Origin of the sequence: Thermosipho japonicus, assembly GCF_014201655.1 — a bacterium.
Classification (GTDB): domain Bacteria; phylum Thermotogota; class Thermotogae; order Thermotogales; family Fervidobacteriaceae; genus Thermosipho; species Thermosipho japonicus.
In genome coordinates, this window is record NZ_JACHEX010000005.1 from 14,600 (window position 1) to 39,866 (window position 25,267).

Consider the following 25,267-nt stretch of genomic DNA (forward strand, 5'->3'; position numbering starts at 1 on the left):
TATGCCAAACATAAAATCAGCAAAAAAAAGAGTTAAAGTTTCAGAAAGAAACAGATTAATCAATAAAGCATATAAAACAAGAATGAAAAATTCCATAAAAAAAGTTTTATTAGCACTTCAAGAAGGAAAATCACGTGAAGAAGTTGAACAATTGTATAAAGTAGCTCAAAGTGCAATTGATAAAGCTGCTAAAATAGGTGCAATACACAAAAACCAAGCATCAAGAAGAAAATCAAGATTAATTGCAAAAATAAACAAACATTTTGCAAGTAAAGAATAATTTTGGAGGTGCAGCATGCCGTTTCATTATACAATAGAAATGCTAGTAAATGAACTAAAAGCTAAATCAATTCTCCAAAATGAAGAAATAATTAACTTAGCAGAAAAAAATGAAACCAAAATCGAATATCAAAACGGAAATCTTATTTTGACTTGTGCTGAAAATCAAGACCTTGACGAAGAGTTAGTTAAAAAAATTTTAAGTACTATAAGTGGAAGTGTTACAGCAAAGGCTTATCTAATAGACGGAAAATCAAAAATTGAAATTTTTAACGGAAAACTTGATCCTAAAAACCCATTTGGAAACTCTCAAGATGATATTTAGGAAAGAACTATTGAAAGCATAGAAGAAGAAATGGATGATAGCGGAATAGTAATCGACGAAGATTTAGAAGACTTTTTAGATTATGATGAAGAAGAATAAAATCAAATTAACATGGCTTTGAGTTAAAACTCAAAGCCATGTTTTTATTTTACAAAACTTGATAAAATTTTAGAAAGAACATTTGCAAAACTGATATACTCATTATTTTCAAAAGTAATTTCACTTTCAAAGCTATAAAGTGAGAGGAATCCAATACATTCTTTATCTTTAAATATTGGGATTGATAGTGATGAAGTTAGCCTTAATAAATTTCCATGTATTACCAATTCATTAACTTTTTCCATTCTTTCACTATCTACTTCCAAATAGTATTCATCTAAAATCTCATCCAATTTTACTACCATAGGTTTTTTAAATCTTTCAGCATAAATCTCATTCTCATAGAATAACAATTTTTTCATAAATTCATCATTATCAAATCCATATGACGATTTAATTTTAAAATAGTTATTAATCTTTTTTGATAATAATGCAGCATCAACTTCGACTAAATTTTTTACAATTAACTCTAAAAAATCATCTAAACTATTACTTGAAAATAATCCTTCCCTTTCCCACTTTTGATAAAATTTGGTATAAATTATTCCTATCAACTCAAAAAATTTTGCTTTCAAATTATTCTTTAATAATTCATTTGCATTTCTAAAAGCTATAATAAATTTTAATCCATCTTTTACTACACTTACTTCAAATATACCATGATCAGAATCAAACAAAAAATTATTTGCATTATCTAACATTTTTATTCGATACTGACTTAAGAAAATTTCTATAATATCCTGAGTTGTATCTAAATTAAATTTTGAATAATAAACTTTGTAGTTATTAACGCTAAATTCTATAACTATATCAAATAATCTACTTAACATTAAATCGCTAATAAAAATCACCTCCATTTTCTTCTATTTATATTATTTTACCATGAAAACTTTATGATACAATCAATTTAGACTAACTTAAAATGAAGGGGGTATAAAATGTATATCTTTGTAGATTATGATGGAACATTAGTTAAAAACAGTGAAGAAGAATTTATGAAAGTATATTTTTCAATTCTTTCAAGAAAAGTAAAATTACCTGTTGAAAAAATTTTTAACCTAGTAATGCACAGTATTTACGAAATTACAAAAATCGAAGATTCTTCAAAAAATCTTTTTGAAAGATTTTTGGAATCAATTTCCAAAAAAACTGGTAAAGACAAAAATTATTGGTATAACATTTTTCTAGAATTTTACAAAAATGAATTTGATGAATTAAGAAAATTTATAATCATAAACGAAAAACTAACCAACTTTATAAAATACTCTAATTATAAATTTATATTTGCATCAAATCCATTATTTCCTGAAATTGCTGTTAAAAAAAGAATAGAGTTTGTAAATTTATCTCTAAACAACTTTTTCTACATTGCTACAATGGAAAATTCACATTATGCAAAACCAAATCCAAAATTTTTTGCTGAAATTTTAGAAAAGCTTGGTATTGCTGCTGATAAATGTTTAATGATAGGAGATACTGAAAATGATAAAGCCTCTGAAAAAGTTGGTATTAAATTTATAAATGTGAATAATTTTGAACCAGAATTAATTAAAATATATTTCGAAAAGTAATTTAGCTGACTAGGGGGAAAAATATGCCTGTAAATCTTAAATTTGATCACTCATGCATTAACTGCGAGAAAATAAACACGGATGACAGAAATTTAAAAGGGTTTCCCTGCATTGAATGTCTTCCGAATGAAACTAATGATTATATTAATAGTTTAATAACGACTAATAAACTATACAAATTAGAAAAATATATTAGATTTGAAAATGAATTCAAAGACTTTTTTAATTTTTTTGTGGAAAAAACAGGATTAAAACTAAATGGATATCAAAAACTATGGGCAAAGAGAGTTTTACTATCAAAAAGCTTTACAATGATAGCACCAACTGGCCTTGGGAAAACTACCTTTGGAATTTTAATAGCTATTTGGCTTGCCAAAAAAGAAAAAAAATCCATATTAATATTTCCAACAATTGCAATTGTAAAACAAGTTGTTGAAAAAATCGAAAAACTAGATAAAACAATAAAAATATTATACTACAATTCAAATATGAAAAAGTCTGAAAAAGAAGATTTCGAAAAGCGATTCAAAAAAGATGACTATAAAATACTTATAGTCTCAACTCAATTTATTTCAAAACGTAAAGAAGAATTAAAAAACAAATTCTTTGATTTTGTATTTATTGACGATGTTGATTCAGTGCTAAAGTCATCAAAAAACATTGAAACAATAATTATGTTAACTGGTGTACCAGAAAATGTAATAAATGAAACATTAAAAAAGTTAAAAATCGGACAAAAGCCGGAAATTAAAGATATTAATAAAGGAATATTAGTTGTATCTTCTGCAACTGCAAGGCCTAAGGGAATAAGACCTTTATTATTTAGATACATCTTTAACTTTAATTTGGGAAAACCAAGTTTTTTTTCCAGAAATATAATCCACATTAGATATAAAACCAAAGAAATTAACCAACTAATTGAATTATTAAAAATATTAAATGATGGAATAGTAATCTACGCCGAAAATGAAAATGAAGCAAAAAAACTAAAAGAAATACTTAAAAAAAATAATATTGAAGCTGGAACAAGCTGGGAAAATTTTGAAGAGTCTTTTGAAAAATTCAAAAATGGAAAATTAAACATTTTAATTGGAATTTCTTCCTATTATGGAAAACTTGTTAGAGGAATAGACTTGCCTGAGAAAATAAAAGCTGTTATCTTTTGGGGAATTCCAAAGTTCAGAATCGAAAAAGAAGATTTAATTTTACCTGACATTTACACCTACGTACAAGCAACTGGAAGAACTTCAAGATTATTTAAAGGGAATCTATTAAAAGGTGCAAGTTTTGTTTTTGAAGAAAATGATGAAATATTCGAAAAACTTTCTTCTAGACTTTTTTGGATTACTGACGAAGAATTTTACAATTCCAGTGATATAGACATAAAAAAATTAGTTAACGAATTAAATGAATCAAGAAAAAATATAGAAAATAAAGACTTAAAATTTTCTTCTAAACTCATAATAGTTGAATCTCCAACAAAAGCTGAAACACTATCAAAATTTTTTGGTATTTCTTCTATAAGAAGTTTAAACGGGTTAATTTCTTTTGAGTCGATAACAAAAGAAGGTTTAATAACAATAACTGCAACAAGAGGTCACACATATGACTTAATCACAAAAGAAGGTTATCATGGTGTAGAATTTTCAAATAATACCTTTATTCCAATTTATAACACAATTAAAAAATGCAAAGAATGCGGTTATCAATTCGTAGATAATTACGATAAATGCCCAAAATGTAATTCAAAAAATATTGATGATAAATTAAATATTTTAAAAGCCCTAAGAGAACTAGCCCTTGAAGTTGACGAAATTTTGATAGCATCGGATCCAGACGTTGAAGGTGAAAAAATTGCATATGACATTCTACAATATATTTACCCTGTAAATAGTAATATTAAAAGAATAGAACTTCATGAGATAACTCGTAACGCATTTCTAAAAGGAATCGATGAAAAAAGGGAAATTAAAGAAAATTTGGTGAAATCTCAAATTGTAAGACGAATTGAAGACAGATGGATAGGGTTTGAACTAAGTCAAAAACTACAAACCAATTTTAAAAGAACACTTTCTGCCGGAAGAGTTCAAAGTACCGTGTTAGGTTGGATTATTCAACGAGAAAAAGAGTACAAAAATAGTATTAAAAAATTCACATCATTTACATTTGAAAATGGATTAAAAGTAGAATTTGAAGGAATACATGAAAATGCTACCTTAAAAATTGAAAATATTTATGAAGATACAATAGCACCACCTGCACCTTTTAATACTTCAACTATTTTATCTGAAATTTCAAAAAAATATAAATTATCAGTAAATGAAATTATGTCCATTCTGCAAAATCTTTTTGAAAATGGATTTATAACTTACCACAGAACCGATTCAACTAGAATTTCAAAAACAGGCCAGGCAGTTGCAGAAAAATACTTTAAATTAATTAATAAAACTCATTTATATAAGCCAAAAAGTTTTGGAAATGAAGGTGCTCATGAAGGAATTAGGCCAGTAAAGCCTATTTCGCCAGAAGAACTTAAAGATATGATAAAAGAAAAAATAATAAATCTTGATAAAAAACATTTACTAATCTACAAAGAAATATTTAATAGATTTCTTGCAAGTCAATCCAAAAAAATTAAAGTAAAAAAAGCAAGACTAAACATAATTACTGAAAATTCAGAAAAAAGTGAAGAAATAATAACTGAAATTTTAGAAGATGGTTGGAACATTTTTATGCCAATAAAAGTCATACAGTTAATGAATGAGAATAAAGTAACTGATAGAAAAGTTTACGATAAACATACGGTTCCGCTTTTTACACAAGCAACTATAATTGAAGAAATGAAGTCAAAAAATATAGGAAGGCCTTCAACATACGCTAAAATAATCTCAGTTTTATTTGAAAGAAAATATATATTTGAAAATAAATATAAACGAATAATCCCAACAAAGCTTGGAAAATTTGTATACAACTTTTTAAATTCAAAATACAATAAATTCATAAATGAAGAAACAACCAGAATATTAGAAAAAATAATGGACGAAGTTGAAAAAGGTAAAAAAGAATTTCAACAAACACTTCATGAAATATACAATGAAATAAAAGGGGGGATTAAATGAAAAAAGTAAGTACTGGAATTATGGGTTTAGATGAAATACTCAATGGCGGTATTCCAGAAAAAAATGTTGTCCTACTTAGTGGTGGACCTGGAACTGGTAAATCAATATTCTCCCAGCAATTTCTATGGCACGGGCTTCAAAATAACGAACCTGGGATTTACGTATCACTTGAGGAACATCCAATCCAAGTTAGACAAAATATGTCTCAATTTGGATGGAACACAAAAACATTTGAAGAAAAAGGATTATTTGCACTTATAGATGCATTTACTACTGGATTTGGAAAATCAAAAGAATTTGAAAAGTACATAGTTAGAGATCTAAACGATTTACACGATTTCATAGATGTATTAAGACAAGCAATAAAAGATATAAATGCTAAAAGAGTTGTTATAGATTCTGTAACAACATTATATTTAAACAAGCCAACCTATGCTAGAAGCATAATTCTTCAACTCAAAAGAGTACTTGCAGGTACAGGTTGCACTTCTTTATTAGTTAGCCAAGTTAGTATTGATGAAAGAGGCTTTGGTGGTCCAGGTGTGGAGCATGGTGTAGATGGAATTATAAGACTTGATCTAGATGAAATCAAAGGTGAACTTAAAAGATCATTACTAATATGGAAAATGCGCGGAACATCGCATTCTCTAAAAAGACATTACTTTGAAATAACACAAAGCGGTATAAAAATAACAAGCTAAGGAGGTGAGACATTATGATACCACTAACTCCTCTGGGGAAACAAGAAATTCACAAACTTGAAAGTATATTACTTTATGCAACATTATTTAGAAAAGATGTTTTAGATCTAATAAAAGATCCGTCTGAAAGACTCACATGGGTTGACAGTTTAGCAGTTGCCTCAAGTGCAATAGCAAGAGAAAAAGCTGGCATGAGAATTCCTGAAATAGCTGAAGAACTTGGTAGAACAGAACAAACAATTAGAAAACATTTAAAAGGAGAAAGTAAAGCGGGTCAAATTGTTAGAGAAACATACGATTTACTAAAACAAGGTCAAATTGATGAATCACAAATCTCCATTAGTTCAATTCTTGAAGAAAATGAGAAACTAAAACAAGAAAATAATATTTTAAAAAATTCCATAAAAGAATTCTATAACAAAGTTAAGGATTATCTTCCAAAAGATTAATCTTTTTGATTTACTTTTTACTCATTTCTCGTTAATTAGTTTTAAAGTTAAATTTAACTTTAAATAAATTAAGATATATGATAAAATTAAAGTGTATAATATAAAGCAAATTAAAGAGGTGAATTAAATGGAAATATCTACATCACAGAAAATCCTCAATGAATTGTTAATCAACGATAAAGTAAGTAGATCAGAACTTGAAAAAAAATTAAATATTACTCCTTCTACGTTGTCTTATACTATAAAAAAAATTAAAAACCTTATTGAAATATATAAAGAACCATCATTTGGGCAAGGTAGACCTAAGCAGTACTTATCATTAAATAAAGATTATTGGATTTCACTGGGAGTCAAAATTGGAAGAGATTATGTAAATATTACAAAATTAAATGGACACTTTGAAATTCTTGAACGCTATACTTTTAAACTTAGTAAAAAAAATATTGGAAATGAAAACCTCTCAAAATTTTTAAATGATGCTTTTGAAAAAATTTCTGAAAAAGAAAATATCAAAGCTGTTGGAATGGCTTTTTCCGGAGAAGTTGTAGGTCAAAAAGTAAATTCAAAAATTCTAAAACTTGAAAACTTTTCTCCTGAAAAAATTATTAAAATTCACTTTAAAAATTCTGTGCACTCCATATTAAATGATGTTGAAGCAATTGCAACCGAAGAATATATTAAATACAATGGAGAAGACATTTTAGTTATTAATTATGGTACTGGAATTGGTGCATGCTACTATGGAAATGGTGAACTCAAAAATAAGAAAAATAGAAAAATAATAGAAATAGGACATTTTTTTGCTGGAGGACATGAAAAGTGTTATTGTGGAAGTACAGGTTGTCTTGAAACTCTTGCTTCTGATTACGCTGTTTTGAAAAAGTATAAATACAGTGACCTTAAAATTATAGATTTTATAGAAAATGAAGAAAATTTTGAAAATGATCTAAACGAAGTAAGAACACTTTATAAAACCTTTAAAAAAAAGGCCGAGAATATTTATGAAGACACTTTTAACTATCTAACAATATTTATTTCAACAATTTTTAAAATTTTAGAGCCAAAAAAAGTTATTTTAACAGGTGAAGGTGTAACACCATGGTTTTCACAGATGTTACAAAAAAAGCTTATTAATTCAAATAAAATACCAATACCTATAATTTTCCGCGGACTTGAAAATAACATTGAATTAGGCGCATCAATTAATGCCTTACAAAAATATATAATAACTAAAATTGAATAATAACCCTTGTACCAATTAAATAATTTGATTCAATAATCAACTTATAATTTAAAATATTACAAATATGTTTTACAATCGAAAGTCCCAACCCTGACCCTGTTGCCATTTTGGTGGCTTCTTTGCTTCTATAAAATCTTTGTGTAACTTTTTCTAAATCTTCTTTTTTTATACCAATTCCACTATCACTAATTATTATTTTATCTTTATATGCTTCAATGAAAATTGTGGAATTATTGTATGAATATTTTATAGAATTAGAAAGCAAATTTTTAATTATTGTATAAAGCATAAAACCATCACTTTTATACTCTTTATTTAAAATTTTTAAATCGAGCGTTAAATTTTTACTTTTCAATTTCTGTGAAAGTTCATCAATAACCTCATTTAATATTTTTTCAAAATCTACTATATCAATCTTAGGTTTATACATTCCAAGTTCTAACATCGCAAGTACTTTCAACTGCTTTATAATTCTTTCCATTCTCTTTGAAGATTTTTCAATATCTTCAAGGGTTTCCAAAATATCTTTATTATTTTCATTAAGAGTATCCTTTAGGTAAATTGTATTAGCCTTAATAATTGAAAGTGGATTAAATAATTCATGGGATATTGCCGTAGTAAAATTAACTTTTGCCTCTTTAATTTTTATATATTCAGTTAGATCAGATAAGTAAAGTAAATTATCAAAAAATTTAATTTTTACATATCTCCAATCTGAAAACTCAAAAAAGTAAAGCCTTTCTTCAAGTTCAAAATTTTTTCTCTCTATTAAAAACTCAATTATTACATCAATATTTTTTGATGTAAATACATCCAAAATTTCAAAATTTTCTTTAAAACCATATTCCAATGCTTTATTATTTGCCTTTATTATTTTTAAACCATCAAGCATTATAATAGGTTCATCAAAATTTTGAAAAATTTCAAAATCAAACATCATATCCCCTCGGATTAAATTTGTATCCTGCTCCTCTTATTGTTTTTATCCATGATTTTCCTATCTTATTCCTTATATTACTTATATGAACATCAACAACTCTATCTGAAATAAATTCATCTCCCCAAACAGTATCTAAAATTTTTTCCCTTGAAAAAACATAATTTGGATTTTTTGCAAGTAAACATAAAACTTCAAATTCTTTAGCAGTCATCTCAACTTCATTATTGTCTAATTTAACAACATAATTTTCACAAAATATTTCTAATGGTCCATATTTTATATATTCATTATTTTTTGAAACCCTTCTAAAATACGATTTTATCCTTGCAATAACTTCGCGTGGATTAAATGGCTTTGCAATATAATCATCGGCACCAATTTCAAGACCATATATTTTATCATTATCGCTATCTCTTGCGGAAATAATAATTACTCCAAGATCTGGAAAATTAACCTTTATATCAGGTAATTCATTTATCGAAAAACCATCAGGAAGCATTATATCAAGCAAAACTAGATCAAATTTATCATTATATAACTTTTTACGAAAATTCACTATACTTCCTGCTTCGTCAACTTCATATCCATGAGATTTTAAATATTTTTTCAAAATATTTCTTATTGATAAATCATCCTCAACTATTAGAATCCTTTCCATAATTTATTATCTCCTTTATTTCCTTTCCAGTTTCTATATAAATTATTTCTTCACATAAATTTGTTAAATGATCGCCTATTCTTTCTAAATCACGTGCTATTAGAATATTGTATATAATAGATTCTTTATTATCAAGATCTTGTGATTTGTTTCTTATCAACTTTTCTAAATCATCTAAATTTTTGTCATCAAACCATATTTTTTTGGATAATTCAATATCTTTTTTTGAAAAAGCCAAAAATGTATCATGCAGCATTTTTAATACTATTCCAAACATTTCTTTTACTTCCCTTATCATCTTGTAATCAATTTTGTTCTTTTCAAAATAAATGACTTTTTCTGCACTATTGCAAGATAAATCAGCAATTCTTTCTAAATTATTCGAAAACTTAATCATCGTAATTATATATCTCAAATCCTTCCCAATAGGATTATAGCGAGCTATAATATCGTAAACCTTCTCTTCTATTTGTCTATTTAATAAATCTATCTCATCGTCGCTATTAATAACATCTTTTGCAAGAGAAACGTCAAAAAATTCTAATGCCTCAATAGCATTTTCAAAAGATTGAGATACTAATGAAAGCATTTTAGAAATATAAGCTCTTAACATTGAATATTCTTTTTCAAAATGTATAGTATCCATATTTTATTCCTCCTCTAACCTATTTTACCATTTAAGTATTCTTCTGTTAATTTATTTTTTGGATTTCTTACAACTTCAGATGTTTCTCCAAATTCAATAAGTTCTCCTTTATACATAAATGCAATGTAATCTGATATTCTAATTGCTTGTGCTATATTATGTGTCACTATAACAATTGTATATTTTTCTGATAATCTTTCCAAAAGCGATTCTATTCTTTGAGTTGCTATTGGATCAAGTGCAGATGTTGGCTCATCTAAAAGTAAAACTTCTGGCTCAATAGCTAAAGATCTTGCAATACACAACCTTTGTTGTTGCCCTCCAGAAAGTGAATAAGCATTTTTATCAAGTTCATGCTTCACCTCATCCCATAGTGCTGCTTTTTTTAAAGTTTTTTCAACAATTTTATTTATTTTACTTTTATCTTTAACTCCATGTATTTTTAATCCAAAAGCTATGTTTTCATAAATGCTCATTGGAAATGGAACAGGCCTTTGAAAGACCATTCCAACTTTCTTTCTCAAAACTGTTAAATCATCCACATCTGTATAAACGTCTTTTCCGTCAATTAAAAGTAATCCTTCAACTTTAAATCCTGGAATTTCATCATTTATCCTATTTATACTTCTTAAAAGAGTTGATTTTCCACAACCTGAAGGTCCTATTATTGCAGTAATTTTATTTTTATACACTGGAAAAGTCACATTATTAACAACCTTTTTTTCTCCATAATATGCTCCAAAATTTTTAAATTCAATTATTTCCATTACTAATACCTCCTATTTTATAAGCAATCAAGTAAATAACCAAAATCAAAATTAGAAGAAATGCTGCCGTTCCACTTGTCATCCACATTGATTCTTTCCCATATGCAGAAATTAGATAGTATATATGAGTTGGCAATGTCATTACTGGAGAAAAAATATTCTTTGGCATACTAGTAGCATAAAAAACAGATCCTGTTACCAATACTGGTGCAGTTTCTCCTAAAGTTCGCCCAAGTCCTAATAAAACACCCGTAGTAATTCTTGATTTTGATGCTTTTAATAACACTTTAAAAATAGTTTCGTTTCTTTTTGCCCCTAATGCATATGCTGATTCTTTAAGTTCTTTTGGTAAACTTGACATAGCTTCTTTTGTTGAATTTGAAATTATTGGTAAAGTCATTATAGAAAGTGTGAGAGATGCTGACAATATTGAAGTCCCAAATCCCAAAGCAATTGAAAACATAGCATATCCAAATAAACCATAAACTATAGATGGCATTCCACTTAGTCCAGTAACTGCTAATTCTACTATTTTTGATATCTTCTTATCTTTATACTCTGCTAAAAATATTCCAGTAAATATTCCTAATGGAACTGAAAAAATAACACTTGTAATAATAATATAAATACTGCCAACTATTGCTGGAAATATTCCACCTTGTCTCATCCCATTTTCTGGATACTTTGTAAAGAAATCTAAAGAAAAATATTTTACCCCATTTGCTAAAACTTCTATAATTACAAATACAACGAAAATTACCACAATATACGACAAAATCTTTAAGATAATTTTTGCAAATTTATCCATATGTTTTCCAGCTCCTTAACTTTGATATATAAGTTAAGCACAAAGAAATTACTAATAGAATTAAACCAGCTAGGAATAATGAATGATAATGCATACTTCCAACCCCTGCCTCGCCAATTTCACTAGCTATAGCTGCCGTTAAAGGTTTTATAGGATCAAAAAATGAAGTAGGAATCATTGCAGCTCCTCCTCCAACCAATAAAACTACCATTGTTTCTCCTATTATCCTATTAATTGTTAAAATCGTTGAGTTAATTAATCCAGAACGTGATGCCAAAGTTGTAATTTTTAATGTTGTAATAAATTTAGAAACTCCTAAAGAAAGTGAACTTTCAATCAATTCTTTCGGAACACTGTCTAAAGAATCTGTCATAAGTGAAACGGAATAAGGAAGTGAAAGCAAAGAAAGGCCAATAACTGCAAGGAGAAAATTCTCAGTAGACCACACACCAAAATTCAAAAATATTGGTGAAATGTAAAATACCAAAAACATCCCAATTATAACAGATGGAATCCCAGACAAAATACTAATAATAAATTTAATGAATCTCTTTTCAAAACCACTTGAATAAGTATGAAGATAGAATGATATAAAATAACCAATTGGAATAGTAATAATTGATGAAACTAATGTTACAAGTAAAGTATCAACAATTAGAGCTAACATACCAAATTCAGGAGGATCATACGTTGGATACCAATAAATGCTCATCAACGGTTTTAACCTTAGTTCAACAATTGCTGGCAATGCTTCTTTAAATATAAATACTATTAAGAGAAAAAGCGCTGTGATGGACAACAGCGCAAAAAAGTATATTAAAAACATCTGAAAATAATACTTAAAAGCCCTCATTTATTTACCCCCTAAAATCCATATGCAGAAACATATCCTGCTTTTTCTACTAAATCTTGTCCTTTTTTAGAAACTGCAAAATTAACATATTTTTTAATGAGATCATCAACTAGGTATCCATTTGATGCATCAACAAACATGTACAATGGTCTTGAAATTGGATAGGTTCCTTCTAAAATATTTCTTTTAGTCGGTAAAACACCATCTACTTTTAAAACTTTAACATCTTCTGTAACATACCCAATTCCAGTATAGGCAATTGCATATGGATTATTTTTTACAGATTCAATTTCAAATTGAGTACTTTCAACCATTCTAACCCATGGAGCCATTTTTTCTTTATTCAAAACTTTATTTTCAAATGTTTCAAAAGTTCCAGATGCCGTATTTCTTGAATAAATTACTATCTGCTTTTTAGGTAAATTTGGATCAACTTGACTCCAGTATCTTATTTTTCCAGTGTATATATCTTTCAAAGTATCTATTGATATATTTTCTATTCCAAGATTTTTACTTACAATTACTGCTATACCATCATAACCAACAATAATAGGTACAAAATATTTTTTTATATTATGCATTTTTTCAATTTCACTTTCTTTTAACCACCTACTTGAATTTGCAATATCTGCTGTCCCGTTAAATAAGGCTGCAATACCAGTCGATGAACCTGCTCCTTCAAGCGTTATCTCCATATCTGGATACATCTTTTTTAACTCTTCTATCCAAAGTTGAGCAACTGGGAAAATAGTGTTTGAACCCTTAATTACCAAAGTTCTTGAAAATGCAAAAAACACCAACAACAATGCAAAAATGACAAAAATCTTTCTCATAAGAAACACCTCCTGGTTTTTGGTCTCCAGGAGTATTATCTAAAATATACATTTTACTTTTTTTTAGAAATATTAAGAAATGTTAAGAGATAAAGGAGTGCTATATTAAGGCTGGTATGAAAATTATAATGAAAGCCTAAAAATACTGATGAACTTTCATAAAGTAAAAATGCAAATAAATACTAAAAGTATAAATTACTCATACATAAGCAGTCTTTCTGTATTTGCAGATAAAACTGTTAGCAATGTAAATTACTTAAAAAAATGAAAATCATAGGTACCACTTTTTTAAAATTTTTTGAATTTTTTCAAAACCATTATATGGGGGATATTTTACGTTAATTTCAAACTTTCCTCTAAAAAATACCGGTTTTAAGTGTGAAAATGTTTCAAAACTATATCTACCATGATACCTTCCTATTCCGCTTGTTTTTATTCCTCCAAAAGGAAAATTTTCAGGAACAAAATGAGAAATTGTGTCATTTACACTTATCCCACCAGCTTGAATTTTATTAATAACATTATTAACAAAAGCTTGGTTATTCGAAAATACATAAAGAGACAAAGGATATGGATTTTTACTAATTATTTCAAATATATCTTTTTCATCTTTAAATGTAATTATAGGCAAAATGGGACCAAATATTTCTTCACTCATTAATGAATCGTTTATTTTCACATCATCTACAATGGTAGGTTCAAACCTTCTTTCGTATGCTTTCCCTCCAAAAATTATTCTTCCATTTGTATTATTTAATAAATTTTTTAGCCTTTTTACATGCCTATCATTAATTATATAAGCCATCTTACTTTGAAAATCTTCAAAATATTTAATTAACCTTTCAACTAGTTGCTCCTTAATACTTTCTTCAACAATTAAGTAATCAGGAGAAATACATGTTTGCCCTGCATTTAATAATTTTCCCCAAGCGATTCTTTTAGCTGAAAGTTCTAAATCACAAGTTGAATCTACAATAGTTGGGTTTTTTCCTCCAAGCTCAAGTGTTACTGGAATTAGTCTTTCAGATGCTTTTTTCATCACATATTTTCCTACACCTGGACTTCCTGTAAAAAATATATAGTCAAAATCTTGATCTAAAAGTTTTTTAGAAATTTCTGCATCTCCTGTAACTACTTTTATATAATCTTCTGAAAAATACTTTGTAATCATTTTTTCTAAAACTTTAGTAACATTTTCTGAATATTCAGAAGGTTTTAAAACAACACAATTTCCAGATGCAATAGCTCCAACTAAAGGAGTTAGTGTTAAATTTACAGGATAATTCCAAGGCGAAATTATTAAAGTTACACCATAGGGTTCAGGAATTAAAAAACCTTTTCCAGATTGGTTCTCAATACCAACTTTTACTCTTTTAGGCTTTGAAAGTTTTTTTAAATTCTTAATAAAATATTTTATTTCTCTATAAACAATAAATATTTCTGTCAAAAAAGCTTCTTCTTTTGATTTATTTAAATCAAGAAAAAGAGCACTATATAAATCTTCTTCAAATTCTTCCAATGCATGTTTTAAAATTTTTAATTGATTAATCCTAAACTCTAAATTGTATGTTTTTCCAGTACTGAACAATTCTTTTAAAGAATTTATCAACTATTCCACTCCCTTCTTAGTAACCCCATAACAATTACATTGTAATATTTACCATTTCTAAATATCTCCTCTCTTAGAACTCCTTCTCTTTTAAATCCTACTTTTTCATAACTTCTTATTGCTCTTTCATTGAAAGAAAATACCTCTAACTTTACTTTATTAACATTCATTTCGTTAAAAACAAAATTGACTAATACTCTCATAGCATCTGTTCCATATCCTTTATTCCAATATGGTTTTCCCAAAAAAATACCAACTTCAGCAACTGAGTTTTTCCAATCGACCTTGTTTATACCACAACCTCCAATGTATTTTCCATCTTCAATCCTTTCAATAGCAAAAGAATATTCCCCTTTTCCAAATGGGTTTAAACTGTTATACCACTTTTCTTCATCATCACCCCTTAATGGAAACGGAATTCCAGGAATCAAATATTTTTTAACCTCAGGATCATTTACAAATTTTCTTGCTATTTCCAAATCCCCTTTTTCATACGCCCTTAACCTAACCAATTTTCCATTGTACATTTTAATCCCCCCTTCTTTCTTAGCTAAATTATATCAAAAATAAAGAATAAAAAAGATAATTAATTATAAATCGCTTTCAAAGAGCTACAAACAATTTAATCTAATTTTAGTTCATGATTTAAATTGTTTATAATATAAATAGTTTATAAATTAAACTATATTAAGGGGTGCTATTTTGAATAAAGAAGATATCCTAAAAACAATCTTCTCACTAGTAGTAAATTTTGTCAATTTTTTTCAAACAAACAAAGTTTTTTCAAAAATGACTACAAATGAGTTTTATGTATTTCTTTTTATTGCTTTAAATAAAGACGTTACAATGAAAGAATGTTCTCAAAAACTAAATCTTTCAAAAAGTACTGTAACAGTCATTATTGACAAATTGGAACATGAAAATCTTGTCAAAAGAAAAAGGTCTAGCAAAGACAGGAGAAAAATATTCTTAATTTTAACAAAAAAAGGAGAAAACATTTTTCATAAATTTTTGGAAGATTTTAATAAAATTGTTGACTATACTATTTCTAAAATTCCTGATAATGAACTTCAAATTATTAACAAAGGTTTTGAATACTTTATTAAAAATTTAGGAGGTGAGAAAAAATGATATTTATTACTGGTGGTTCAGGGCATTTAGGAAATGTTCTTATCCGAAAGCTTTTAAAAATGGGGGAACAAGTTGTTACACTTGTTCATCCAAGTGACAAATGTGAAAGTTTGAGAGGGTTAAATGTAAAGATCGTAAAAGGTGATGTAAGAATTTATACACTAGTTGAAAAACTATCAAAAGATGCTGACATAATTATTCATCTTGCTGCACTTATATCAATACTTCCCTGGAAGAAAAAAGCTGTTTACTCAGTAAATATAAACGGGACTAAAAACATACTTAAAGTTTGTAAAAAGTTAAATAAAAAACTAATTTACATTAGCTCAGTTCACGCATTCGAAGAGCCAAAGCCTGGAACTGTTATAGATGAAAACACTAATATCGATCCCTCAAAAACTTCTGGAGTATACGGCAAATCAAAAGCATTTGCAGCACTTGCAGTTCTTAATGCAATAAAATCAGGCTTAGATATTACCACCGTATGCCCAACTGGTATTATTGGCCCATTTGATTTTAAACCATCTGAAATGGGGATAATGTTTTTAAAATATTTAACCAACAAACTCAAATACACTATCGATGGAAGTTTTGATTTTGTAGATGTAAGAGACGTTGCAGATGGAATTATTAAACTTATTTACCTTGATAAAAGAGCTAATTTTTATATACTTTCAAACAAAACTTTTAAAACAACTGAGCTTATACATCTATTAAATGAAATTACAGGAAAAAACACAAAACCAAAAGTTATAAATACACATTTTGCATATTTTCTATCATTATTTTCAACAAGTTTTGGATATCTTGTAAATAAAAAACCACTATTTACTCCTTACTCAATACATACATTAACAAGAAACTATACATTTTCACATGAAAAAGCTACTAAAGAAATAAATTATAATCCAAGAGATATAAAAATAACTCTTTATGATACATTGAAATGGCTTTCAAACTACTTTTTAAAAGAGAAATTAATAAATCCTCTCAATTTGAACTCTATCAAGTAAATTTAAAACATCGTCCTTTTTACATAACTCGGTTCCAGGAGTCATAACTGCTGCATTTCCTGCTGCATTTGCCCACTTAAAGGCTTCATATCTACCTTTTTCTCTCATTAAAACATAAGCTGCTAAAAATGAATCGCCAGCTCCTACTGCGCTTTTTACTGGAACATCAATAGGTTTAGCAAAATATCCTTCATCATTTGCCAATAATAAAGCCCCTTTTGAGCCTAAAGTTAATAATATTTCTTTAAGATTATACTCCAAAATCAATTTTTTACCTTGTTCTATAAAATCTTCAAACTTTTCTATTTTTTTACCAACAAGCCTTTCAAATTCATGTTGATTAGGTTTTATTACATCAGGACCACCTAATAATCCTGATTTTAACTTTTCACCATCTGCATCAAAATAAACATATACTCCCCATTGTTTTAAAGCAAAAATTATTCCGGTATAAAAATCAGGAGAAACTCCAGTTGGAAGACTTCCAGAAATTACAATTATGTCTCCTTTTCTAACTATAGCATTTAAAACTTCTAAAACTGTTTCTAGCTTTTTTCTTGAAACTTCTTTAGTTGGAACGCTTATTCTAAATTGTCCACTATTTGTTTCTAAAATAATATTTGTTCTTGTTTCTACACTAACCCTTATCGTGGTATATATAACACCTTCCATATCAAGCATTTCTTCAATTTTTCTCCCAGTATCACCACCTAAAAGAGAAATAGCTACTGAAATTCCACCAAGCTCTTTAATAACCCTTGATACATCTATTCCTTTTCCGGCAGGATAATCCATTACTTTTTTTGCTCTGATTGTGTCATCAAGCTTTAAATCGTCTACATAAATATACCTATCAAGGCACGGATTCATTGTGAGTGTAAATATCATTTTATTACCTCCCTTAATCTTTTAATTAATTTTAACATAAAAAATAAAAAAAGGTGCCTGGCATTTTACAGGCACCTTTTCAATATATACACTCTTTAAATTACCAATCCACCATCTATCCCAATTACTTGCCCTGTAATATATGAAGATTCGTCTGAAGCTAAGAATAAATAGAGATTTGCAACTTCTTCAGGTTCACCCATTCTCTTTAATGGAATTTTTTCATTCAAAGCGTTAATTATTTTTTCAGGAACTTTTTCAGTCATAGGAGTTTTTATAAATCCAGGTGCAACGGCATTCACTCTAATTTGGGCACCTTTTCTTGCAAGCTCTTTTGCCCAAGTTTTAGTCATACCAATTACACCTGCTTTTGTTGCTGAATAATTTGTCTGACCTATATTACCAAAAACTCCAACAATTGAAGATGTATTAATAATACTTCCTTTACCTGCTTTAATCATAAAAGGTGCAACTGCTTGTGTCATGTTAAATACACCTTTTAAATTTACATTAATTACTGCATCCCAATCTTCTTCCTTCATTTTTAACAAAAGAGCATCCCTCGTTATTCCTGCATTATTTACTAAAACGTCAATTTTACCATATTTACTAGCAACTTCTTCAACAACCTCATTTATTCTCTTTCTATCTGTAACATCCAAAACATAAGTATCAATAACTCCGGGACCAGGATTTTCTTCTTTTAATACTTTTAAATTTTCTTCGGACATATCACATGCAATAACTGTAGCACCTTCTTTTGAAAATAACAATGCAGCTGCTTTCCCTATCCCACTTGCTGCTCCGGTTATAATACAAACTTTATCTTTCAATCTCATATAAAAACCCCCTTTTTTTGTAGATAAAATTAGATTCATTTAACTTTTACAATTACAATTATACTATTATTATTGCATTTTAACAACCTTTATTAAAAAATAATTTTTAAAATAAAAAGAAATAAAAAAACAAATATTGAAAATGTAAAAAAATATGTATCAATTTTCTTCCATTTTAAAACATAATAACTACTTCTTTCAAAAACCCCATATTTTCTAGCTTGAAGTGCTATCGAAATTTCTTCTGCTTTCCTGATTGCAGAGATCAGCAATGGTATAATTATAGCCACAATGCCCTGAACTTTATACCTTATTCCAGGTTGGTCAAACTTTGCACCTCTTGCAATTTGAGCTTTTATAATTCTATCAACTTCATCGAATAGAATTGGTATAAATCTAAAAGAAATAGTCATGATCATACTAAAGTCTTCTCTATATTTTTTTTTCACACCAAAGTATTTCAACAAATCAGCTAAACCTCTGGCAATAAGTAGCGGAGAAGTTGTGTATGTAAGAAACGATGCAAACAAAACAACAAAAATTAATCTCAATGCAATGAAAGCTGCGGTTTCAATTCCACTTACAAAATACTGTATAACAGTTGCAAAAGCAATTAAAAACCACATATTCTTAACTGATCTAAGATATATCTTTATTGAAATTTTTGACATCTTTACTATTACCATAAACAAAGAAAATAACCAAATATAATCATATAAACTATTAACTGACAAAACTGTTGCTATAAAAAGAAATGAAGATACAATTTTTGATCTTGGATCTAGAGAATGAATAACTGAGTCTGTAGGAACATATCTTCCAAAAGCAAATTTCATAACTTACCTCCTGCTAAAAAATGTGGAATTTCAAAAATAATGGAGCCAAAATCAAAGAAATCACAGACATAATTTTTATAAGTATATCCAAACTTGGTCCTACTGTATCTTTTAAAGGATCTCCTACTGTATCACCTATGACCAATGCACTATGTTCATTACTACCTTTTCTAGCTCCAGGAATTTTACCTTGCTCAAGGTGTTTTTTTGCATTATCCCAAGCACCACCAGCATTTGCAGTAAATAACGCTAACATTATACCACTTAAAGTAGTCCCTACCAACACTCCTCCAACAAATTCTGTACCTAAGAAAAACCCTGAAACTATTGGTGTAAATACTGCAATAAAAACCGGCTTTGACATCTGTTTTATAGCACCTGATGCACTAATTCTTATACATTTTTCATAATCAGGTTTTTGAGTTCCTTTTAAAATTCCTGGGTTTTCTTTAACTTGATTCCTAATTTCATCAACCATTAAAGCAGCCGTCTTTACTACGGATTCTATTAAAATCCCACTAAACATATATGGAAGTGCAGCACCTATTATTGCTCCAGATAGTGTTTTCGCATTTATAATATTCAAATTAAGAAAATCAAATATATTTTTCACTGACATTCCTGGTGAAGTCTGTGAAAAAACATAAGATGCAAATAAAGATAAAGCGGCAAGTGCTGCAGAACCAATTGCAAAACCTTTTCCAATTGCAGCAGTAGTATTACCAACCATATCAAGTTTATCAGTTATTTCCCTAACTTCTGGTTCAAGTTTTGCCATTTCACTAATTCCACCTGCATTATCTGCAATAGGACCATATGAATCAACAGAAACAGACGTTGCAACAAATGACAACATACCAATTGAAGCCATTGCTACTCCATATAAACCTGAGAAATAATCAGCTAATAAGATTGAAACAAACAAAAATATAGAAGGAATAAAGACACTTTTCATTCCTAATGCCATGCCACTACTAATTACTATTGCTGTTCCTTCTTTTGATTTATAACTTAACTCTCTAGTTGGTCTAAATTCATCAGATGTATAATATTCTGCAAGAAGCCCAATAATAATACCTGAAAAGATCCCCAAAATTGAAGAAACATAGGGTGAAAATTTTCCAAATCTAAATCCAAATTTTTCAAGACCATCTACATTTTCAAAAAATATATTTGTCATTAAAAAATTTCCACCCAGACTTAAAAAAGCTGATAGGATAAGTGCAGTATTCAAATCTTTGTGTGGCTTTCCAGAACCTTTTTTAAATATTACATAATAGATACCTATAATACTTCCTATTAAACCTATTATTGTATACAAAAAAGGATAAAAAATTAACTTTTTTGCAGTCTCATAATATATCCCACCAGAAAGTGCAAAAATATATGAAGCTAAAACTATTGCTGAAAGTATAGACCCCACATAACTTTCAAGTAAATCTGCACCAAGTCCTGCAACATCTCCAACGTTATCTCCTACGTTATCTGCAATTGTTGCAGGGTTTCTCGGATCATCTTCTGGAAGTTTTAATTCGGTTTTTCCAACTAAGTCTGCTGCCATATCTGCCGCCTTTGTATACACACCTCCACCAACCCTATCAAACATTGCAATTATTGAGCAGCCCAAAGAATACCCAGAAACTGTCATTGCAAATGGAATAAAATTTATACCAAGATAATTTTCTACAATTACTAAATATTCTTTTTTTAACTGATATCCAAAAATTAAAAAAACTAATCCCAAACCAAGGAGAGCAAATGAACTTACAGAAAGTCCCATAACTGATCCACCATGGAAAGCTACCTTTAATGTCTTATCTATGTCTTTTGTTACACGAGCAGTGTTTGAAACTCTTACATTTGCACGCGTTGCTATTTTCATACCAATATAACCAGCTATTGAACTCATTAGAGCACCTATTAAGAATGAAATTGAAACATACCATTCAGTCAATAATCCAAGGATTATTGCAATTGGAACAGATATTTTAAAAACAACTTTGTATTCATGAGAAATAAATGCATCAGCACCTTCTCTAATAGCTTTTGCTATTTCTATCATTTTCTCTGTACCCTCAGGCTTTTTTGTTACACTCCAAAAGTTTAACAAAGCAAGAAATACACCGACAAAAGGTAATAATAAATATATAAGCATATCATCACCCCCTCAATTTTTGTGAAAATTCTAACTTAAATTTATAATGTAAAAGTTCTTTAAAGATTTTATTATCACCTTTTGTTAACAGAATTATAACATTTTTTTGTTCCAAAAACATGCAAAAGTATTTCCATTTTGTTAAAAAATATGATATAATGTTTCAAGAAGATATCAATTAACATTTAAAATCGAGAGGAGGTTAATTTTATGGGAAAGAGAAGGATCATGGTTATTGATGATCAACCTGAGATATTAGAACTTATTAGTTTTACGCTTGAAAAAGAGGGGTACGAGGTTGTTCCAGTTGAAGATGCCGAAAAAGCCTTAGAAGAAATAAAAGACAAAGAAATTGATATGTTTTTAGTTGATATTATGTTACCTGGAATGGACGGATTTGAATTTGTCAGAAATATTAGAAGTCAAGAAAAATATAAATCTACACCTGTGATTTTTCTAAGTGCTAAAGGTGAAGAATTCGACAAAGTATTAGGCTTGGAACTTGGCGCAGATGATTATATAACTAAACCATTCAGTATAAGAGAATTACTTGCCCGTATAAAAGCAGTTTTTAGAAGAATGCAACTTTCCACTCAAGTTAAAGAAGAAAAACCTAAAAAAATTGTTGCCAAAGATCTCGAAATAGATGTAGACAAATACGAAGTTAAAATCAAAGGTAAAAAAGTAAACCTTACTCCTCTTGAATTTGATCTTTTAAGATTTTTAGCTGAAAATGAGGGGAAAGTTTTCTCAAGAAATGTACTACTTGATAAATTATGGGGATATGACTACTTTGGTGACACAAGAACAGTCGATGTCCATATAAGAAGACTTAGAACAAAAATAGAAGAAGATCCTTCTAATCCAAAATATATTGTAACTGTTAGAGGAAAGGGCTACAAGTTTAGAGATCCTGGAAAGGAAGAATAATGACATGCTTCTTGAAGTTTCAACAATACTTATAACAATAATCTTATTAATAACAATTGCCTATTTTAGAAAAAAATTATCAAAAATGAAAATTTACAAAGAAGCTTTAAATAAATTAGCACTGTTAATAGAGGAGGAAAAAGATTCTCCTCCTCTTTATATTGCGGAAAAAATAAGAAAAAAAATTACAAAACTTGAAGAAGAAAATTATGATCTTGAACTATCTTTAAAAAATCATTTAACTATCCTCAATAACATAGTTGATCCTATTATAATCACTAAAAAGGATGGAACTATTACTTTCGCTAATAATGAAGCACGTAAAATTACTAGACCCGGAATTGAAGAAAGGAAAATTTATGAAGTTTTTGAAGATTATTATGTCAATCAAATGTTTGATGAAACCATTAATAATAAAAGCTTAACTTCTGGCGAAATAAGTATATTTGTTAATGGTGAAAAAAAATACTATGAAGTGAAAATTGTACCTGTTACCTTAGAACAAAATAACGAAAGGTTTATAATAGTATTGCATGATGTAACACAGGAACGTGTCCTTGAAAATGTTAGAAAAGAATTCATATCCAATGTATCACATGAACTTAGAACACCTCTTACTTCTATACATGGTTATGCTGAAGCGTTACTTGAAGATGATCTTGAAGATAAAGAATTAATCAGAAAGTTCCTATCAATTATAGAATCTGAGGCTGCAAGAATGACCAGACTTATAAACGATCTTTTAGATCTAGAAAAACTTGAATCAGGAAATACACAATTTGTTTTCGAAGAAATAAATTTTACCGAAGTTTTAGAACATGTTAGAAATATAATTGAGCCGCTTGCAAAAGATTATCAAGTAGAAGTTGAATTTGTTTATCCTGACGAGTTATACTTAGTCGGTGACAAGGACAGGTTAACTCAAATGACATTAAATTTAGTTGATAATGCAATCAAATATACTTCATTAAAGGAAAAAGGCAAAAAGAAAGTCACTGTTGAAGCTTGGAAAGAAAATAGCTCAATTAAATTGGTAGTGAAAGACACAGGAGTTGGCATCCCCGAAAAAGCTCAAAAGAAATTATTTGAAAGATTTTATAGAGTTGACAAAGCAAGGAGTAGAAAAATGGGTGGAACAGGTTTAGGACTTTCAATTGTGAAAACAATAGTTGAAAAACACAATGGAGTCATTGAATTTACAAGTAAAGAAGGGATTGGAACAAAATTTGTAGTTACACTACCAATCAACAGGGAGGAAGATAACAATGAGACCGTATGATGTGATTTTAAAAAAACGTAACGGTGGTAAATTAACAAAAGAAGAAATTCAATATATGATAATGGGTTATGTAAATGGAGAAATTCCAGATTATCAAATGTCAGCTTTTTTAATGGCAATTTACTTTAGACATCTTGACAAAGACGAAAGAGCTATTTTTACGGAAATAATGGCAAAATCCGGTGATATGCTTGATCTTTCTCCAATAAAAGGAGTTAAAGTTGACAAACATTCAACTGGTGGCGTTGGTGATAAAACAACATTAGTTGTTGCACCTATTGTAGCATCGTTAGGAATTCCTGTTGCAAAAATGTCAGGGAGAGCGTTGGGCCACACAGGTGGAACTATTGACAAGCTAGAATCAATTCCAGGTTTTAAAACTTCATTAAGTCTTGAAAAATTCTTTGAGAATGTAAATAAATATAAAATTGCGGTTGTAGGCCAAACAGCAAATTTAGCACCTGCGGATAAGAAAATATATGCACTGCGTGACGCTACTGCAACTGTCGATGAAATATCGTTGATCGCCTCAAGTATTATGAGCAAAAAACTTGCAGGTGGTGCTGATGCTTTTGTTTTAGATGTAAAAGTAGGCAGTGGAGCTTTCATGAAGGATATTAGTTCAGCAAAGGAACTTGCAAGTGCAATGGTCGAAATAGCAAAATCTCATAACAAAACCGCTGTTGCAGTTTTAACAAACATGGACGAACCACTTGGAACCTTTGCAGGAAATTCTCTTGAAGTATTAGAAGCAATTAATACTTTAAAAGGACAAGGCGATGAAAAATTTAGAATTCTTTGCTTAACACTTTCTGCCTGGATGTGCCATTTAGCCGGCCTTGGATCATATGAGAAATGTTTAGAGCTTTCTAAAGAAGCACTAGATACAGGCAAAGCCCTTGAAAAATTTAGAGAGTTTGTTAAAGCACAAGAAGGAAATGAAATGGTTGTAGAATCTCCTGAAAAGATATTACCGATCTCCAGCAAAATAGTTGAATTCAAAGCGTCCGAAGATGGATATATTTCAAGTATTGATACTGAAAAAGTTGGTATTGCCTGTAATTATTTAGGTGCAGGTAGAGTCAAAAAAGAAGATAATATTGATCATTCTGTTGGATTAGAATTTTTGAAAAAAATTGGTGACAAAGTAAAAAATGGAGATACACTGGTAAGACTTTATGTAACTGAAAAAAGTAATATTAATGAAGCTATGAACTTACTCAAACAAGCTTACAATATTTCTTCTTCGAAAACTAATTCTTTGGAAATTATTTTAGACATAGTAAAGTGAGGTGT

26 protein-coding genes are annotated in these 25,267 nt (G+C 28.7%); 12 read left to right on the top strand and 14 right to left on the bottom strand.

Annotated features, from left to right (window positions below; all coding sequences use genetic code 11):
• The first annotated feature begins 1 nt into the window (after window position 1).
• A complete protein-coding gene (rpsT, locus tag HNP65_RS08090; protein ID WP_004103501.1) occupies window positions 2–280 on the top strand; it encodes a 30S ribosomal protein S20 in 279 nt (92 codons plus the stop codon).
• Between the two features lie 15 nt (window positions 281–295).
• A complete protein-coding gene (locus HNP65_RS08095) occupies window positions 296–604 on the top strand; it encodes a hypothetical protein (protein ID WP_246348243.1) in 309 nt (102 codons plus the stop codon).
• Between the two features lie 143 nt (window positions 605–747).
• Here HNP65_RS08095 and HNP65_RS08100 read toward each other — a convergent pair whose 3' ends face one another.
• Window positions 748–1,554, bottom strand: a complete 807-nt coding sequence (locus HNP65_RS08100; protein WP_184619767.1) for a hypothetical protein — start codon at window positions 1,552–1,554, stop codon at window positions 748–750.
• Window positions 1,555–1,641: 87 nt separating this feature from the next.
• On the opposite strand from HNP65_RS08100, the gene HNP65_RS08105 reads away from it, so the two are divergent.
• The 5 genes from HNP65_RS08105 (at window position 1,642) to HNP65_RS08125 (ending at window position 7,786) form a co-directional block, all read left to right on the top strand.
• The gene (locus HNP65_RS08105; RefSeq protein ID WP_184619768.1) at window positions 1,642–2,274 is read left to right on the top strand and encodes an HAD family hydrolase; all 633 of its coding nucleotides are present in this window, start codon (window positions 1,642–1,644) and stop codon (window positions 2,272–2,274) included.
• A 23-nt stretch (window positions 2,275–2,297) separates the two neighbouring features.
• Window positions 2,298–5,393 (top strand): reverse gyrase, encoded by a 3,096-nt coding sequence (gene rgy / locus HNP65_RS08110; protein WP_184619769.1) that lies wholly within the window; start codon window positions 2,298–2,300, stop codon window positions 5,391–5,393.
• Window positions 5,390–6,094: a KaiC domain-containing protein gene (locus tag HNP65_RS08115; RefSeq protein WP_184619770.1), complete on the top strand. Its 705-nt coding sequence runs from the start codon at window positions 5,390–5,392 to the stop codon at window positions 6,092–6,094. The genes rgy and HNP65_RS08115 overlap by 4 nt, the downstream gene beginning before the upstream one ends.
• A 14-nt stretch (window positions 6,095–6,108) precedes the next feature.
• Window positions 6,109–6,543, top strand: a complete 435-nt coding sequence (locus HNP65_RS08120) for a transcriptional regulator (protein WP_184619771.1) — start codon at window positions 6,109–6,111, stop codon at window positions 6,541–6,543.
• 127 nt (window positions 6,544–6,670) lie between these two features.
• Entirely contained in the window at window positions 6,671–7,786 is a 1,116-nt protein-coding gene (locus tag HNP65_RS08125) for an ROK family transcriptional regulator (protein ID WP_184619772.1), read from the top strand.
• Here HNP65_RS08125 and HNP65_RS08130 read toward each other — a convergent pair.
• The 9 genes from HNP65_RS08130 to HNP65_RS08170 all read right to left on the bottom strand — a co-directional run bounded on the left by HNP65_RS08130 (window position 7,773) and on the right by HNP65_RS08170 (window position 15,427).
• The gene (locus HNP65_RS08130) at window positions 7,773–8,723 is read right to left on the bottom strand and encodes a sensor histidine kinase (RefSeq protein WP_184619773.1); all 951 of its coding nucleotides are present in this window, start codon (window positions 8,721–8,723) and stop codon (window positions 7,773–7,775) included. The two genes, HNP65_RS08125 and HNP65_RS08130, sit on opposite strands and share 14 nt — an antisense overlap.
• Entirely contained in the window at window positions 8,716–9,384 is a 669-nt protein-coding gene (locus HNP65_RS08135; protein WP_184619774.1) for a response regulator transcription factor, read from the bottom strand. Before HNP65_RS08135 ends, HNP65_RS08130 begins: the two co-directional genes overlap by 8 nt.
• The gene (phoU, locus tag HNP65_RS08140; protein ID WP_184619775.1) at window positions 9,362–10,030 is read right to left on the bottom strand and encodes a phosphate signaling complex protein PhoU; all 669 of its coding nucleotides are present in this window, start codon (window positions 10,028–10,030) and stop codon (window positions 9,362–9,364) included. Before phoU ends, HNP65_RS08135 begins: the two co-directional genes overlap by 23 nt.
• Window positions 10,031–10,044: 14 nt before the next feature.
• A complete protein-coding gene (gene pstB, locus HNP65_RS08145) occupies window positions 10,045–10,797 on the bottom strand; it encodes a phosphate ABC transporter ATP-binding protein PstB (protein ID WP_184619776.1) in 753 nt (250 codons plus the stop codon).
• Complete coding sequence (gene pstA, locus HNP65_RS08150) at window positions 10,784–11,605, bottom strand: phosphate ABC transporter permease PstA (RefSeq protein WP_184619777.1); 822 nt, start codon at window positions 11,603–11,605, stop codon at window positions 10,784–10,786. The genes pstB and pstA overlap by 14 nt, the downstream gene beginning before the upstream one ends.
• Window positions 11,598–12,458 (bottom strand): PstC family ABC transporter permease, encoded by an 861-nt coding sequence (locus HNP65_RS08155; RefSeq protein WP_184619778.1) that lies wholly within the window; start codon window positions 12,456–12,458, stop codon window positions 11,598–11,600. The genes pstA and HNP65_RS08155 overlap by 8 nt, the downstream gene beginning before the upstream one ends.
• 11 nt (window positions 12,459–12,469) lie before the next feature.
• Window positions 12,470–13,291 carry a phosphate ABC transporter substrate-binding protein PstS family protein gene (locus HNP65_RS08160; protein WP_184619779.1) on the bottom strand — a complete coding sequence of 274 codons (822 nt, stop codon included), beginning with the start codon at window positions 13,289–13,291 and terminating at the stop codon, window positions 12,470–12,472.
• Window positions 13,292–13,562: 271 nt separating this feature from the next.
• The gene (locus HNP65_RS08165) at window positions 13,563–14,900 is read right to left on the bottom strand and encodes an aldehyde dehydrogenase family protein (protein ID WP_184619780.1); all 1,338 of its coding nucleotides are present in this window, start codon (window positions 14,898–14,900) and stop codon (window positions 13,563–13,565) included.
• On the bottom strand, window positions 14,897–15,427 hold the full coding sequence (locus HNP65_RS08170) for a GNAT family N-acetyltransferase (protein WP_184619781.1): 531 nt from the start codon (window positions 15,425–15,427) through the stop codon (window positions 14,897–14,899). The genes HNP65_RS08165 and HNP65_RS08170 overlap by 4 nt, the downstream gene beginning before the upstream one ends.
• 175 nt (window positions 15,428–15,602) lie before the next feature.
• Between HNP65_RS08170 and HNP65_RS08175 the strand changes: the two genes are divergently transcribed.
• Together HNP65_RS08175 and HNP65_RS08180 are read left to right on the top strand one after the other, a co-directional pair.
• On the top strand, window positions 15,603–16,031 hold the full coding sequence (locus HNP65_RS08175; RefSeq protein ID WP_184619782.1) for a MarR family winged helix-turn-helix transcriptional regulator: 429 nt from the start codon (window positions 15,603–15,605) through the stop codon (window positions 16,029–16,031).
• Window positions 16,028–17,044: an NAD-dependent epimerase/dehydratase family protein gene (locus HNP65_RS08180; protein ID WP_184619783.1), complete on the top strand. Its 1,017-nt coding sequence runs from the start codon at window positions 16,028–16,030 to the stop codon at window positions 17,042–17,044. The genes HNP65_RS08175 and HNP65_RS08180 overlap by 4 nt, the downstream gene beginning before the upstream one ends.
• Here the strand turns inward: HNP65_RS08180 and HNP65_RS08185 are convergent.
• The 4 genes from HNP65_RS08185 to HNP65_RS08200 all read right to left on the bottom strand — a co-directional run bounded on the left by HNP65_RS08185 (window position 17,009) and on the right by HNP65_RS08200 (window position 21,762).
• Entirely contained in the window at window positions 17,009–17,932 is a 924-nt protein-coding gene (locus tag HNP65_RS08185) for a 1-phosphofructokinase family hexose kinase (RefSeq protein ID WP_184619784.1), read from the bottom strand. The genes HNP65_RS08180 and HNP65_RS08185 overlap by 36 nt on opposite strands.
• Before the next feature lie 95 nt (window positions 17,933–18,027).
• Entirely contained in the window at window positions 18,028–18,771 is a 744-nt protein-coding gene (gene fabG / locus HNP65_RS08190; RefSeq protein ID WP_184619785.1) for a 3-oxoacyl-[acyl-carrier-protein] reductase, read from the bottom strand.
• A 92-nt stretch (window positions 18,772–18,863) separates the two neighbouring features.
• Window positions 18,864–19,607 carry an energy-coupling factor transporter transmembrane component T family protein gene (locus HNP65_RS08195; protein ID WP_184619786.1) on the bottom strand — a complete coding sequence of 248 codons (744 nt, stop codon included), beginning with the start codon at window positions 19,605–19,607 and terminating at the stop codon, window positions 18,864–18,866.
• 13 nt (window positions 19,608–19,620) lie between these two features.
• Window positions 19,621–21,762, bottom strand: a complete 2,142-nt coding sequence (locus tag HNP65_RS08200) for a sodium-translocating pyrophosphatase (protein WP_184619787.1) — start codon at window positions 21,760–21,762, stop codon at window positions 19,621–19,623.
• A 210-nt stretch (window positions 21,763–21,972) separates the two neighbouring features.
• Here HNP65_RS08200 and HNP65_RS08205 point away from each other — a divergent pair, with 210 nt between their 5' ends.
• From HNP65_RS08205 to HNP65_RS08215, 3 genes are read left to right on the top strand one after another with little or no spacing between them, the layout of a single operon-like run.
• Window positions 21,973–22,692, top strand: a complete 720-nt coding sequence (locus tag HNP65_RS08205) for a response regulator transcription factor (protein ID WP_004103564.1) — start codon at window positions 21,973–21,975, stop codon at window positions 22,690–22,692.
• A 4-nt stretch (window positions 22,693–22,696) separates the two neighbouring features.
• Complete coding sequence (locus HNP65_RS08210) at window positions 22,697–23,971, top strand: sensor histidine kinase (RefSeq protein ID WP_184619788.1); 1,275 nt, start codon at window positions 22,697–22,699, stop codon at window positions 23,969–23,971.
• Window positions 23,958–25,262 (top strand): thymidine phosphorylase, encoded by a 1,305-nt coding sequence (locus HNP65_RS08215; protein WP_184619789.1) that lies wholly within the window; start codon window positions 23,958–23,960, stop codon window positions 25,260–25,262. Before HNP65_RS08210 ends, HNP65_RS08215 begins: the two co-directional genes overlap by 14 nt.
• Window positions 25,263–25,267 lie beyond the last annotated feature (5 nt).

Excerpts from the sequence above, each read along its gene's own strand:
- pstA (WP_184619777.1), bottom strand. The coding sequence starts at position 11,605 with ATGGATAAATTTGCAAAAATTATCTTAAAGATTTTGTCGTATATTGTG.
- HNP65_RS08115 (WP_184619770.1), top strand. The coding sequence starts at position 5,390 with ATGAAAAAAGTAAGTACTGGAATTATGGGTTTAGATGAAATACTCAAT.
- HNP65_RS08105 (WP_184619768.1), top strand. The coding sequence starts at position 1,642 with ATGTATATCTTTGTAGATTATGATGGAACATTAGTTAAAAACAGTGAA.
- HNP65_RS08185 (WP_184619784.1), bottom strand. The coding sequence starts at position 17,932 with ATGATATTTACACTCACAATGAATCCGTGCCTTGATAGGTATATTTAT.
- HNP65_RS08095 (WP_246348243.1), top strand. The coding sequence starts at position 296 with ATGCCGTTTCATTATACAATAGAAATGCTAGTAAATGAACTAAAAGCT.
- HNP65_RS08135 (WP_184619774.1), bottom strand. The coding sequence starts at position 9,384 with ATGGAAAGGATTCTAATAGTTGAGGATGATTTATCAATAAGAAATATT.
- rgy (WP_184619769.1), top strand. The coding sequence starts at position 2,298 with ATGCCTGTAAATCTTAAATTTGATCACTCATGCATTAACTGCGAGAAA.
- rpsT (WP_004103501.1), top strand. The coding sequence starts at position 2 with ATGCCAAACATAAAATCAGCAAAAAAAAGAGTTAAAGTTTCAGAAAGA.
- phoU (WP_184619775.1), bottom strand. The coding sequence starts at position 10,030 with ATGGATACTATACATTTTGAAAAAGAATATTCAATGTTAAGAGCTTAT.
- HNP65_RS08215 (WP_184619789.1), top strand. The coding sequence starts at position 23,958 with ATGAGACCGTATGATGTGATTTTAAAAAAACGTAACGGTGGTAAATTA.
- HNP65_RS08120 (WP_184619771.1), top strand. The coding sequence starts at position 6,109 with ATGATACCACTAACTCCTCTGGGGAAACAAGAAATTCACAAACTTGAA.
- HNP65_RS08180 (WP_184619783.1), top strand. The coding sequence starts at position 16,028 with ATGATATTTATTACTGGTGGTTCAGGGCATTTAGGAAATGTTCTTATC.
- HNP65_RS08200 (WP_184619787.1), bottom strand. The coding sequence starts at position 21,762 with ATGCTTATATATTTATTATTACCTTTTGTCGGTGTATTTCTTGCTTTG.
- fabG (WP_184619785.1), bottom strand. The coding sequence starts at position 18,771 with ATGAGATTGAAAGATAAAGTTTGTATTATAACCGGAGCAGCAAGTGGG.
- HNP65_RS08130 (WP_184619773.1), bottom strand. The coding sequence starts at position 8,723 with ATGTTTGATTTTGAAATTTTTCAAAATTTTGATGAACCTATTATAATG.
- pstB (WP_184619776.1), bottom strand. The coding sequence starts at position 10,797 with ATGGAAATAATTGAATTTAAAAATTTTGGAGCATATTATGGAGAAAAA.
- HNP65_RS08195 (WP_184619786.1), bottom strand. The coding sequence starts at position 19,607 with ATGAAATTTGCTTTTGGAAGATATGTTCCTACAGACTCAGTTATTCAT.
- HNP65_RS08160 (WP_184619779.1), bottom strand. The coding sequence starts at position 13,291 with ATGAGAAAGATTTTTGTCATTTTTGCATTGTTGTTGGTGTTTTTTGCA.
- HNP65_RS08210 (WP_184619788.1), top strand. The coding sequence starts at position 22,697 with ATGCTTCTTGAAGTTTCAACAATACTTATAACAATAATCTTATTAATA.
- HNP65_RS08125 (WP_184619772.1), top strand. The coding sequence starts at position 6,671 with ATGGAAATATCTACATCACAGAAAATCCTCAATGAATTGTTAATCAAC.
- HNP65_RS08205 (WP_004103564.1), top strand. The coding sequence starts at position 21,973 with ATGGGAAAGAGAAGGATCATGGTTATTGATGATCAACCTGAGATATTA.
- HNP65_RS08155 (WP_184619778.1), bottom strand. The coding sequence starts at position 12,458 with ATGAGGGCTTTTAAGTATTATTTTCAGATGTTTTTAATATACTTTTTT.
- HNP65_RS08170 (WP_184619781.1), bottom strand. The coding sequence starts at position 15,427 with ATGTACAATGGAAAATTGGTTAGGTTAAGGGCGTATGAAAAAGGGGAT.